Raw genomic sequence first — 13,172 nt, 5'->3', positions numbered from 1 at the left:
GGTGTTCAAGCCCCTACATTGTCCTAATAGAGGTGTACCGCATGGTCAAAGCACGCACTGCGCCCGATTTGTGGCTAATCGTCTCGGTACTGTCCCTGCTATCGATCGGTATGATTATGGTATACAGCGCCGGTGCTGTTCTCGCCTTCCGGGAATATGGAGATTCGTTCTACTTCGTTAAGCGTCAATTGCTGTTTGCTCTGCTGGGGATTGCTGCGATGTTCGTTACGATGAATACGGACTATCGCGTATGGAAGCGATATGCGAAGATTGGACTTCTTATTTGCTTCGTGCTCCTGATTGTTGTTCTCATTCCGGGAATCGGCAATGTTCGGGGTGGGGCGCGAAGCTGGCTAGGCATCGGTTCGTTTGGCATACAGCCGTCCGAGTTTATGAAGCTCGGGATGATTCTGTTCATGGCCAAAATGCTCTCCGAGGAGCAAACGAGCATTACGAGCTTTACAAAGGGGCTGCTGCCGCCGCTTGCGATTATGGGAACGGCGTTCGGACTTATCATGCTGCAGCCGGATCTCGGTACAGGAACGGTCATGGTTGGTGCGGTGCTGCTTGTTATTTTTGTGGCGGGAGCTCAGATGAAGCATTTGCTGTCGCTTGCTGCAGTTGGGGTAGCTGGGTTCGTTGGACTCGTGCTCGCTGCGCCCTATCGGCTTCTGCGGATTACCGCATTTCTTGATCCTTGGCAGGATCCGCTGGGGGCTGGATACCAATCGATTCAGTCGTTATTTGCTATAGGGCCAGGCGGTCTTATGGGACTTGGCCTCGGTGCCAGCCGCCAGAAATACAGCTATGTGCCTGAGCCGCAAACTGATTTTATCTTCTCGATTTTAGCAGAGGAACTAGGATTTTTAGGTGCAGTTACGGTTTTGATTTTATTTCTTATCTTAGTGTGGCGAGGTATGCGAACTGCTCTGACGGCGCCTGATAAATTCGGCAGCCTGCTGGCGGCAGGCATTGTTGGAATTGTGGCAGTTCAAGTGATCATCAATATTGGTGTCGTAATTGGACTCATGCCAGTTACGGGAATAACGCTGCCATTAATTAGTTATGGTGGCTCGTCGCTGACCTTAATGCTGACTGCACTAGGAATTTTACTGAATATATCACGTTATGCGAGGTGAAAGTCATGCGCGTCGTGCTCAGCGGTGGCGGGACAGGTGGACATATCTACCCGGCAGTCGCCATTGCAAGGGAATGCGAGAAGCAGTATCCCGGCAGCGCTTTTTTATATATCGGAACAGAGAAGGGATTGGAGAGCCGTCTCGTTCCTGAAGAGGGCTTGGATTTTCGGGCGATTGAAATTACAGGATTTCGCCGCAAGCTTTCAATGGAAAACTTCAAGACGATCATGCGTTTCATTCGCGGTGTAGGCAAGGCTAAAGAAATGCTGCGAGAATTCAAGCCTGATGTAGTCGTTGGAACGGGTGGATATGTGTGCGGTCCCGTTGTATACGCTGCAGCGAAGCTTGGAATTCCGACCGTCATTCATGAACAGAATGTGATTCCAGGCTTGACGAATACGTTTCTAAGCCGATATACGAGTACAGTTGCGGTTAGCTTCGAGCAATCGACTCCGTATTTCAAGAAAGCAAAAAACGTAGTTTATTGTGGGAATCCGCGAGCAACGGCAGTGATGGAAGCGGAGAAAGCACGCGGCTTCGCGACTCTTGGATTGCCGAGCGACAGCCGAATTGTCCTCATCGTAGGCGGTAGCCGAGGTGCAAAGGCAGTGAACGAAGCGATGATCGGCATGGCGCCATTACTGAAGCAATTGCCGGATGTACACTTCGTGTATGTGACGGGGCAGAACTATTATGAAAATACACGGAAGGCTGTGCTGCAGACGAGTGATGCAGTTCGCAATCATCTGCATGTCCTGCCTTACATCAGCAACATGCCTGAAGTGCTTGCGGCAACAACGCTCGCTGTCAGTCGAGCGGGAGCTTCTTCACTTGCAGAGATGACTGCTCTCGGAATTCCTTCCATCTTGATCCCGTCGCCAAATGTGACGAACAATCACCAGGAAGCGAATGCGCGCTCCTTGCAGGATGAGGGAGCAGCCATTATGATTACCGAGAAAGAACTGTCGACAGAAGCTTTGTTCGGCCATATCAAGTCGTTGATGACTGATGAAGCGAAGCGAAAAAACATGTCTGACGCTGCCAAGTCTTTTGGACAGCCAGATGCAGCTGCAAGAGTAGTAGCTGAATTACAACGATTATCGGGCAAGTAAGCTTGCCCGATTTTTTTGTGCCTAATTTACGAGCTTAAGGGGTTTGATGCAGCTATTGTCCTGAAATTGTCAGAACGTCATATAGTAGAAGAATCGGGAATGGGCTCCTGTCACACAACGTTTCGCCCGAACATAATATACTCTATACATCGTGACAGATTCCCCCAGACCGCTGCCTCGTCGTACACTCTTCAAGATTGCACGGCTTGTGAATATGAACCTAAGTATAGCTGACGGCAGCTCACAATCCTTGTGAGATGGTGTGGCGTGGCTTTGCCACGGAAGCGAGGAAGGCAAATTGGTATGCTGGAGCGACCCTCCATTCATGCAGATGGAGCTATCCACACACAGTGTAGAGCTGTCGAGGCTTGAATATGCTGAGCGCATTCATGAACGGTCTGAAGCGCCGTATCCATGAGTGCAGGAGCGCACGGGTCGGATGTGTCACGAATAATTGATACTGCTGAGATTGAACTGGGATAGGGAAATTGGTGAGTGAAATGACGGAACCTGTGCATTTTTCGCATACGGCCCTCTGCGCTGCTTAACAGGTTTGTCGGAAATGCGACGCTAAGCTCTTCAGCATAGGGGATGCCAATTTCATTGTTATCACCGGTCAAGCAACAGCGTCAGACGTGCTTGCCCTTATAGCGTGCATTCAACAGATGATTCAAGAGATACAATCATGCAGCGTTGGTGCCGAAAATCGAGTAGTGGGTGAGCGGTAATCTCGGAGGTGACACATTGGACAAATTGGTGATTGAGGGTGGAAGGCCTCTATCTGGTACGATTCGTATCCAAGGAGCTAAAAATGCCGCTTTACCAATTATGGCAGCCTCGATTCTAACCGATGGCATCGTTAGGCTAGAGAACGTTCCGCAATTGCTAGACATCGAAGTCATGCAGCACATTATGCGAAGTCTGGGCTGCAGGACGATCCAAGATGGAGGGACGGTCTCCATTGATACGTCAGGCGCCCATTCCACGCATGTGCCGGAGGATTTGATGCGCCAGATGCGTTCTTCTATTTTCTTGATGGGGCCGCTGCTTGCAAGGTTTAAGGAGGTTCACATCTATCAGCCAGGTGGCTGTGCAATCGGTGAGAGGAAGATTGATCTGCATCTGCGTGGACTGCAGTCATTAGGCGCAGAGCTGGAGCATTGCGGCAATCGAATCACATGCCGTGCAGAACGGCTCATTGGGACAGATATTCATCTTGATTTTCCAAGTGTTGGTGCCACGGAGAATGTGATGATGGCAGCCGTTCTCGCAGAAGGAACGAGTGTCATAACGAATGCAGCAAGAGAACCGGAAATTGTTGACTTGCAGCATTTTCTGAACAGCATGGGTGCACAGGTGTCAGGAGCCGGTTCAGACACAATTGTCGTTGAGGGCGTTACGAAGCTAAGAGGAAGCCAATATGAAGTGATGCCTGATCGCATTGTAGCGGGTACGCTCATGATAGCCGCTGCGGCAACCCGAGGAGCAGTAACGCTGACCAATGCGCATGCGAGCCACTTGACTTCGCTAATCCATATCCTGCGTCGCGCCGGTGTTCAGATCGCAACGAGTGATGGTATAATCAACGTAACTAGCTTTGGTAGAGCGAAGGCTGTAGAGCGAATTGTAACGTCGCCATATCCTGCGTTCCCGACTGATTTGCAATCTCAGCTGATGGTGTTACTGTCACTTGCTGATGGGGTAAGTGTGATGAAGGAGACGGTATTTGAAGGCCGTTTCCGGCATGTCGAGGAACTCGCCAGAATGGGAGCAGATATTCGGGTTGATCTGAGTAATGCATTTATCAAAGGTGTGCCAGAATTGTATGGTTCGACAGTCGAGGCAACCGACCTGCGCGCAGGAGCGGCGCTCGTTATTGCTGGGCTTGCCGCAAGCGGTCGTACCGTCGTAGAGAATGTTCATCACATTGATCGCGGATACGATAGTATCGAGCATATGTTTACTAGGCTCGGCGCGAAGATTGAACGAATCACGTCTGTGCCTAAGCTTGATATTGCCAACGGATAATGCAATAATTTATACTCGGTCCCCTTCTTTGATACGGAAGGGGACTGTAGTAGTTCTCGTATTGATGTTTCTAGTTACTTTGAAATGTGTATTGATAGAAGGGGATGAATCCAGTGTCATTGAGAACGATACCCCCGCTGCCTGATAAGCCGGTGAGGAAGAAACGGATAGGTGTCAGAGTGAAATGGCTGCTCCTCTTCCTTCTAGTTGTGCTGCTTGTTGTCCTGTTCTTCAGGTCATCAATCAGTAAAATAAAAGAAGTTCGCTGGATTGGGAATCATCTCGTCAGTTATGAACAATTAAGCAGCAGCAGTGGTGTGAAGCCGGGTGAACCGTATTTCGGAACGAGTGAAAGTTCTGTTGCGGAACGAATCAAGGCGGAGTTCCCATTTGTCAAATCGGTTCAAGTGGACAAGCAGTTCCCAAGTGTCATTGAAATTTATATTCAAGAATATGCTCCAGTTGCTTATGAGTTGACGGAAGATGGGAGCATCCAAGCGTGCTTGGAGAATGGTGCGGTGATCTCGCTGAAGGACAAGCAGAAGCTTGTACTGGAGAAGCCGGTTCTTACACAGTGGGAAGGTCAAGCCGACTTGAAGACCGAGCTAAGCAAGGCACTTGCGGCTACGCCAAGAGGGCTGCTGGCTGATATTTCGGAGATCCGCTACTACCCGTCCTCTTCTTATCCTGATCGGATTAAGATGTATACACGTTCTGGGTTCGAAGTGGTTACGACTGTGCCTCTACTTCCTGATAAGATAGCTTACTTAAGCGGTGTCGTGGAATCTCAGTCTCCTGGACGGATAACGATGCTGAAGGCAGACTCGTACATTCCGTATTCCAGCCTGCCAAATGACATCGAGGCTCTCGAGGGAGCCAAAGAGGACAAGGGAGAAGCTGAAAGCTCAGAGCAGAATAAGGAAGGCACCGGCTCGGAGAATACAAATGAGAAAGTACGTGGATCTGAGCAGGAAAAAGGAGCTGACGCAGAGAATGATATAAAGGAACCTGAGAAAGGCCAAGAAACAAACAAGGAAACGGAATAAGACAATGGTTCATCCATGAATGAGCAAAATATGGAGAGATAAAAAAACTCTACTCAATAAACGGAAAAAATGCTAGAATAAAACTTATGGGTATTTCCGTTCTCTCCTTCTTTTTTCTTCACGTTTTTAAGAAAGAAGACGGTTACTGCTTATATGGAAGGAATTTGTCTTCAAAAAATTTGTAGAAAAAAGAGGGAATGACTAAACTTTGTTGAATACATACAAAGTGTCCGGGGATACAAACATACCAATTGATTGGGAACTAGGAGGTGCCACGGGTTGAGCAGCAATGACATCATTGTGAGTTTGGACATCGGTACATCCAAAGTGCGCGCTATCATCGGGGAAATTAACAACGGAACGCTGCAAATTATCGGCGTTGGATCTGCTGACTCAGAAGGTATTCGCAAAGGTGCGATTGTAGATATTGATCAGACTGTCCAGTCAATTCGTAATGCGGTAGAGCATGCGGAGCGAATGGTCGGCATTGAAATTACGGAAGTGTACGTAGGCATATCAGGCAATCATATCGGCTTGCAATCCAGCCATGGAGTTGTCGCGGTATCGAATGAAGACCGTGAGATTGGCGAAGAGGATATTGAGCGTGTGCTCAAAGCAGCAGAAGTTATTGCTTTGCCACCAGAACGTGAAATCATCGACGTGGTTGCAAAGCAATATGTTGTTGATGGACTGGAGGATATTCATGATCCTCGAGGCATGATAGGTGTTCGCTTGGAAGTCGATGCTACGATTATAACTGGGGCGAAGACAGCTGTACATAACTTGTTGCGTTGTGTGGAGAAGGCTGGCTTGCATGTCAAGGATCTAATATTAATGTCTCTTGCCGGAGGGCAGTTGGCATTGTCTAAAGATGAGAAGATGATGGGCTCCGTCCTTGTAGATGTCGGTGCAGGTGCTACAACTATTGCTGTGTTCCAAGATGGAACGCTTGCTGCTACATCTACATTGCCTATTGGCGGGGACTTCGTTACGAACGATATCGCATATGGTCTTCGAACCATGTCTGACCATGCAGAGAAAGTAAAGCTGAAGTTCGGCTGTGCATGGATTGAGGACGCGCTAGAGGATCATGTGTTCAAAGTAACGCGTATCGGCAGCAATGTGGAGAAGGAATTCAATCAAGTATTTCTTGCCAACATCATCGAACCACGTATGGAAGAAATATTCCAGCTTGTCAAAAATGAAGTGAAGCGACTAGGCTTCACGGAGCTGCCAGGTGGGTATATTCTGTCTGGAGGCACAGTCTCTATGCCTGGAGTTCTGAAGTCCGCCCAAGCTGCCATGCAGACTTCGGTACGAATCGCGGTACCTGACTTTATTGGTGTACGCGATCCAGGATTCGTAAGCGGTGTTGGGGTATTGCATCATGTGTTGCGCTCCGTTCGTCCACGCAGTGCAGGTGGCGCCAAGAAAGCGGCAACTCGGAAGCCAACTCCAATGGAATCATCAAACAAACCTAGCTTCATTGATCGGTTAAAAAATATGTTTAGTGAATTCATTTAATAAAAGTTGACTTCAGGCCATCGGTGCACAATGAAGAGGAGATGGAGGACTCATGTTGGAATTTGAATTTGAGATGGAACAGTTGGCCCAAATTAAAGTTATTGGTGTCGGTGGCGGCGGTAGCAACGCGGTTAACCGAATGATTGATAATGGCGTTCAGGGCGTTGAATTTATTACAGTAAATACGGATGCGCAGGCGCTTCACTTTGCGAAGTCCGAGCACAAGCTGCAGATCGGCGACAAATTGACGCGCGGTCTTGGTGCAGGTGCGAACCCAGAAGTAGGGAAGAAGGCTGCAGAAGAATCCCGCGAGTTGATCAGCAATACGCTGAAAGGTGCAGACATGGTATTCGTTACTGCCGGTATGGGAGGCGGAACAGGTACTGGTGCTGCTCCTGTAATTGCTGAGATCGCGAAGGAATGCGGCGCATTGACTGTTGGTGTCGTTACGCGTCCATTCACATTCGAAGGCCGCAAGCGTTTTTCGCAAGCAGAAATCGGTATCGAAGCTTTGAAGGAAAAGGTAGATACGCTTATCGTAATCCCGAATGACCGTTTGCTAGAAATCGTAGACAAGAAGACACCAATGCTGGAAGCTTTCCGCGAGGTTGATAACGTACTCCGTCAAGCTGTGCAAGGTATTTCTGACTTGATCCAGGTTCCAGGTCTTATCAACTTGGACTTCGCGGATGTGAAGACGATTATGACTGAGCGTGGTTCTGCCTTGATGGGGATTGGTGTTGCGAACGGTGAGAACCGTGCTGCTGAAGCTGCACGCAAGGCGATCATGAGTCCATTGCTCGAGACTTCCATTGATGGTGCTCGTGGTGTTATCATGAACATTACAGGTGGCGCAAATCTGTCCTTGTATGAAGTCAATGAAGCAGCAGAAATCGTTACGGAAGCTTCCGATGTGGAAGTAAATATGATCTTCGGTGCGATCATCGATGAGAATATGAAGGACGATATTAAAGTTACGGTTATTGCGACAGGATTCGAGAGCAAGGCGGCTGCGCCAATTCCAGGACGTCGTCCAGCTGCTGGCTCGACTAGTTCAAGCTCTGGCGAATCTCAGGAATCTCGTTCCTCGTCTACATTGCGCCCGTTCGGCAATCAACCAGCGTCTGATCAGCTGGATATTCCAACGTTTTTGCGTAACCGTCCACGCAGCACAAATAACGAATAATACGTACTACTTTACTATAAGCGTCTGCCCGTTAAGGGCAGACGCTTTTTGCATTTTCCACAACTACCTCCGACGGCGGCTAGCGCTGTTATCTAATGGTCCTTCCCGATGAAGATTGGAATGATCGACAAAAAAAGTGCCATTCCACACCCATCATTAGACAGACTTCGAATACATCACTCTTTATACTAATTAATAACTTCCCAATAGTTGGCGGCAGAAAAAGGAGGGAAGCGCATTGACCGTCATCTATGCCGATCTTCTATTCGGCCTAAACTTAGTATTGGATTGGACGCTGCTGCGAATGACTGCGAAGATCCGCGGAATCCAGTTTTCGCGCTGGCGGATCGTTGCCGCAGCAGGCTTGGGTACTGCGTATGCAGCAGTGCTCTTTATTCCTTCTTATCCGATCCTCTATACGTATGTTGGCAAATTACTCTTATCTATACTTATGATCATCTTGGCGTTTGGATTTCAGAATGCCGGATATTTTCTTAAAAATGTTGCTGTCTTTTATTTTTCAGCCTTTGTCATTGCTGGCGGGGCATTTGGGCTGCAATATTTGCTGCAGGATGCGCGGGCTTGGACAATATCCGATCGTGCGACACAATGGATGGATGCTCATCGCACTACCTTTCAAGCTGGAATCGGCTTTCTCGTAGTAGCTCTTCCTGCCTCTTACGCATTATTCCGTCTCGTATGGCGACATAGTGCAAGACAGCAGCAGGTAGTGAAGCAGCTGGTGCAATTGGATATCTATATAGGCGATACAGTTCGACATTGTACAGGACTCGTAGATACGGGAAATCATCTGCGAGACCCACTAGGAGGAGCGCCTGTAGTGGTAACGGAGTCGAGGCTGTGGGAGGGCGTTCTGCCTTCTGAATGGTTGAAGAGGCTTCGGTCAGAGCAGCCATTTGATATGCTTCAGTCTTGGAAGGGTACAAGTGAAGACGGAGGAATGCTGGACGAATCCCGGCTACGGCTCATCCCTTATCGTGGGGTGAATCGTGACATGCAGTGGATGATGGGACTGCGTCCGGATTCGGTTCGGATACGCACAGAGAACGAGACTTATCTATGTACGAAAGTAATTATCGGGTTGGATGGCGGGACATTGTCACATGATGGTGCCTTCCAAGCCATCGTGCATCCAGATTTGCTGCAAACTTCAGAGAATGAGTCTGCCTATCATGCTATGCCGGATTCTACTCACCGCGCTTCGTAAGCGGCCTGCTAGGATGAACATTGCTATTATTCTATCGATTATACTGATGTACCTATACGAACGACCCTGTCATCACTAAGTTGTAGGAGGATTGGCGATGCGTTTGCAATGGAAACTGAGGATGCAGCTACACTATTATCGACTGTTATTCTGGCTAGGACTGAAGCGGGATGAGATTTATTATATTGGCGGAAGCGAGGCGCTGCCTCCACCATTAACCAGGGAAGAAGAGGAATTTTTGCTGTCACGGCTGTCGACCGGGGAGTCAGCAGTACGAGCAATGTTGATTGAGCGTAATTTGCGTCTCGTTGTTTATATTGCGCGCAAATTTGAAAATACAGGCATCCATATTGAAGATTTGGTCTCGATCGGTGCAATTGGACTGATTAAGGCTGTTAACACCTTTGATCCAGAAAAGAAAATCAAGCTTGCTACGTACGCATCGCGCTGTATCGAAAATGAAATTTTGATGTATTTGCGACGTAACAGCAAGACAAGAACGGAAGTATCCTTCGACGAGCCGCTCAATATTGATTGGGATGGCAACGAATTGCTGTTATCGGATGTGCTCGGAACAGAGAACGATACAATTTATAAAAATATTGAAGAGCAGGTCGACCGCAAACTGCTGCACAAAGCCTTGGATAAGCTAAGTGATCGGGAACGAATGATCATGGAGCTACGCTTCGGATTGACAGATGGAGAAGAGAAGACACAGAAGGATGTGGCCGATATGCTGGGCATATCCCAGTCGTATATTTCCCGGCTTGAGAAACGGATTATTAAGCGTTTGCGCAAAGAATTTAATAAGATGGTGTAAACGTTTCACTGCTTGAACGGGTGCGGAATACGGCTCAATCGGAACTATTCAGGCGCAGGAAAAGCAGGAATAAAAAAGCACCCCGGGGAGATAATGTACATTAATGTTTCATCCCTGGGAGGTAATACGAATGACCCGAAACAAAGTCGAAATTTGCGGTGTCGATACATCGAAGTTGCCCGTCCTCACGAACGCCGAAATGAGGGAATTGTTCGTGTCATTACAGGAGCGAAACGAGCTATCGGCTCGGGAGAAGCTGGTAAACGGTAATTTGAGGCTCGTATTGAGTGTGATCCAGCGATTTAACAACCGAGGCGAATTCGTTGATGACTTATTCCAAGTTGGCTGTATTGGATTAATGAAAGCCATTGACAACTTCGACCTTGGTCAGAATGTTAAATTCTCTACATATGCGGTTCCGATGATTATCGGAGAAATTCGCAGATACTTGCGGGACAATAACCCAATCCGGGTGTCCAGAAGCTTGCGGGACATCGCGTATAAAGCATTGCAAGTGCGCGACTCCTTAACCAATCAGAATTCTCGTGAACCGACGATTCACGAAATCTCGGAGGCGTTGAATGTTCCGAAGGAAGATGTCGTGTTCGCACTTGATGCGATTCAAGATCCTGTGTCCTTGTTCGAGCCAATTTATCATGATGGCGGTGATCCGATTTATGTGATGGATCAAATTAGCGATGAGAAGAATAAGGACGTGTCATGGATCGAAGAGATCGTGCTGCGTGAGGCAATGCGGAAGTTGAACGAACGTGAGAAGATGATTTTATCGATGCGTTTTTTCGAAGGCAAAACCCAAATGGAAGTTGCAGACGAGATTGGCATTTCACAAGCGCAAGTATCTAGGCTAGAGAAATCCGCAATCAATCAGATGCAGAAGCATGTTCGCACGTAAATACCTAGTTTGAACAGATAAGCCGTCCGCGGTTAAGCGGCGGCTTTTTTTATGTCTGTCAGGGCATTTTGCCCAATGCAGTCATATACTAAGGTATGTACGCTGGCTACGGTCAAATTCCTGGTGGAATGGTGATTGCGATGAAAATTTCTGATTTTCAAACGAAGGATGTAATCAACATTATCGACGGCAAGAAATTAGGTCAAGTAAGCGATGTAGAGCTCGATATGAAACAGGGAAGAATTGAATCCATCGTTGTTCCCAATTACAGTAAGTTCATGGGGTTGTTCGGTGGCGGAAGCGAGTTGATCATTCCTTGGCGAAATATTGTTAAGATCGGCGCTGATGTCGTTCTGGTGAAAATGGAGGAAATGAAGCAAGCGCGAACTGAAGAATATGACAGCACTGCCTTTGTACAGAAACAATAGGCTTCACCGTACGGTTTGTGGTAAACTGTACGGTGAGGTGATTATCGTCATGGAACCATTTCAATTACAGAAGCCTGAGGCAGCAGAAGGGCCTGTCCTATTGAATGTCAAGAAATGGACAGAGGCTTATCCAGAGTTGACGGCTGGTTTCACAACAAGAAATGGCGGCGTGAGCAGTGAGCATTTTAACTCATTGAATTGTGCGCTGCATGTACACGATAATGAGGCAGATGTCATCCATAATCGCGAGCTTGTCGCCAAAGCGTGCGGCATGCCATTTGAAGCATGGACATGTGGTGAGCAGGTGCATGGAAGTCATGTTCATGTCGTTACAGAGGAAGAACGAGGAAAAGGAAGGCTGAATCGTGAAGATGCGATTCAAAATACGGATTCTTTGGTTACTGATGTTACGGGAGTTCTATTGACTTCATTTTATGCCGACTGTGTTCCATTGATGTTCTTAGATCCGATCCAGCGCGTGGTCGGTCTTGCACATGCAGGGTGGAAAGGAACCGTCAGCAATATTGGCGCTGCAACGGTACATAAGATGCAGGAGCAGTTTGGCTGCCGTATTGAGCATATTCAAGCAGCGGTTGGACCATCGATTGGCTCCTGCTGCTATGAGGTGGACGAGCGCGTAATTGGCGAAGTGCGGCGTGTGCTCGCAGGCGATCCACAAGCGGATCAAGTTCAGAATGATATCATCCGTCCGACAACATCTGGGCATGCTATGCTTAATTTGCGTGAATTGAATCGACATTTGTTGATCCAAGCAGGAATTTTGGCAACAAATATCGAATGTACTACACTGTGCACCGGTTGCAATATAGATATGTTCTATTCCCACCGAATGGAGGGTGGGACGACCGGACGCATGATGAGTTGGATTGGCTGGAAGAAGGGATGACAGAATGACGCTGCAGCAACGAATCGAAGCTATAGGGCGGAACATTCGCTGCTTCATTCAGGTGAATATCTAGGGTGAGGAATCCAAGCATGGATTAGAACCGGAACAAGCCGCGGCATTTGTGGAGCAATTGCGCGCGTTTCCTCATATTGAGCCGATTGGACTAATGACGATGGCTCCATACGAAGCTGAACCGGAACATACGAGACCCGTATTTCGCAGATTACGGCATATTACGTGAGTTGCGAGACGAATTTGGATCATCGTTGTCCATATCATTGCCGCACTTATCGATGGGGATGCCCAATGATTTTGAAGTCGCTGTGGAAGAGAGGGCGACATGGCTGAGATTTGGATCCGTCCTAGTTGGGAAGGAAGGGGAAACGTAATGGGTGTAATGAACCGATTTATGAATTTTCTAGGACTTCAAGAAGAAGAAGAAATCATTGAGCGTGAGAAGGTAGTAACGGATATGAACGAGCAAGAGGTAGAAGCGCCGAATTTTGACCAGCGCAAATCCTCTAAGGCTGCTAATGTAGTGAGCATACACTCACAGAAGTCCTCCAAGATGGTGCTATATGAGCCGCGTTCTTATGATGAGGCCCAAGAGATTGCGGATCACTTGCGTTCACGGCGCTCGGTTATCGTGAATTTGCAAAGAGTTCGGAAGGATCAAGCTTTTCGGATTATTGATTTCTTGAGTGGCACGGTCTATGCATTAAGCGGAAACATATCCAAGGTTGGTGGAAATATATTCGTGTGTACCCCCGAGCAGGTTGAAATTCAAGGTTCCATCACAGAAATCCTACACGACGATTACGAAAACATGCAAACGAGGTGA

The 13,172-nt window shown here is 47.9% G+C and carries 12 protein-coding genes and 1 pseudogene; all 13 read left to right on the top strand.

What is annotated here, in order from left to right:
* Nucleotides 1-41: 41 nt before the first annotated feature.
* Entirely contained in the window at nt 42-1,139 is a 1,098-nt protein-coding gene (spoVE, locus tag BLS15_RS10295) for a stage V sporulation protein E (protein ID WP_021256754.1), read from the top strand.
* Nucleotides 1,140-1,144: 5 nt separating this feature from the next.
* Nucleotides 1,145-2,251 (top strand): undecaprenyldiphospho-muramoylpentapeptide beta-N-acetylglucosaminyltransferase, encoded by a 1,107-nt coding sequence (gene murG / locus BLS15_RS10290; protein ID WP_021256753.1) that lies wholly within the window; start codon nt 1,145-1,147, stop codon nt 2,249-2,251.
* A gap of 744 nt (nt 2,252-2,995) precedes the next feature.
* On the top strand, nt 2,996-4,279 hold the full coding sequence (gene murA / locus BLS15_RS10285; protein ID WP_021256752.1) for a UDP-N-acetylglucosamine 1-carboxyvinyltransferase: 1,284 nt from the start codon (nt 2,996-2,998) through the stop codon (nt 4,277-4,279).
* A 113-nt stretch (nt 4,280-4,392) separates the two neighbouring features.
* Nucleotides 4,393-5,325, top strand: coding sequence for a cell division protein FtsQ/DivIB (locus tag BLS15_RS10280; RefSeq protein ID WP_051613961.1), 933 nt, complete (start codon nt 4,393-4,395; stop codon nt 5,323-5,325).
* A 279-nt stretch (nt 5,326-5,604) separates the two neighbouring features.
* Nucleotides 5,605-6,849 (top strand): cell division protein FtsA, encoded by a 1,245-nt coding sequence (ftsA, locus tag BLS15_RS10275; RefSeq protein ID WP_021256750.1) that lies wholly within the window; start codon nt 5,605-5,607, stop codon nt 6,847-6,849.
* Nucleotides 6,850-6,901: 52 nt separating this feature from the next.
* Complete coding sequence (gene ftsZ, locus BLS15_RS10270) at nt 6,902-8,035, top strand: cell division protein FtsZ (protein WP_021256749.1); 1,134 nt, start codon at nt 6,902-6,904, stop codon at nt 8,033-8,035.
* Nucleotides 8,036-8,273: 238 nt separating this feature from the next.
* A complete protein-coding gene (spoIIGA, locus tag BLS15_RS10265; protein ID WP_021256748.1) occupies nt 8,274-9,263 on the top strand; it encodes a sigma-E processing peptidase SpoIIGA in 990 nt (329 codons plus the stop codon).
* Between the two features lie 97 nt (nt 9,264-9,360).
* On the top strand, nt 9,361-10,083 hold the full coding sequence (gene sigE / locus BLS15_RS10260) for an RNA polymerase sporulation sigma factor SigE (RefSeq protein WP_028531271.1): 723 nt from the start codon (nt 9,361-9,363) through the stop codon (nt 10,081-10,083).
* Between the two features lie 130 nt (nt 10,084-10,213).
* Nucleotides 10,214-10,996 carry an RNA polymerase sporulation sigma factor SigG gene (sigG, locus tag BLS15_RS10255; RefSeq protein WP_005548072.1) on the top strand — a complete coding sequence of 261 codons (783 nt, stop codon included), beginning with the start codon at nt 10,214-10,216 and terminating at the stop codon, nt 10,994-10,996.
* A gap of 140 nt (nt 10,997-11,136) precedes the next feature.
* Nucleotides 11,137-11,424, top strand: a complete 288-nt coding sequence (locus tag BLS15_RS10250; RefSeq protein ID WP_036592529.1) for a YlmC/YmxH family sporulation protein — start codon at nt 11,137-11,139, stop codon at nt 11,422-11,424.
* A 49-nt stretch (nt 11,425-11,473) separates the two neighbouring features.
* Nucleotides 11,474-12,331 carry a peptidoglycan editing factor PgeF gene (gene pgeF, locus BLS15_RS10245; RefSeq protein WP_021256745.1) on the top strand — a complete coding sequence of 286 codons (858 nt, stop codon included), beginning with the start codon at nt 11,474-11,476 and terminating at the stop codon, nt 12,329-12,331.
* Nucleotides 12,330-12,720, top strand: a pseudogene (locus BLS15_RS10240) (alanine racemase); the annotation flags it as partial. The gene pgeF and the pseudogene BLS15_RS10240, both read left to right, overlap by 2 nt.
* The gene (locus BLS15_RS10235; protein ID WP_021256744.1) at nt 12,720-13,172 is read left to right on the top strand and encodes a cell division protein SepF; all 453 of its coding nucleotides are present in this window, start codon (nt 12,720-12,722) and stop codon (nt 13,170-13,172) included. The pseudogene BLS15_RS10240 and the gene BLS15_RS10235, both read left to right, overlap by 1 nt.

Source organism: Paenibacillus sp. cl6col, assembly GCF_900102125.1.
Taxonomy (GTDB): Bacteria; Bacillota; Bacilli; order Paenibacillales; family Paenibacillaceae; genus Paenibacillus_B; species Paenibacillus_B suaedae.
This window is presented reverse-complemented; position numbering and strand designations above follow the sequence as displayed.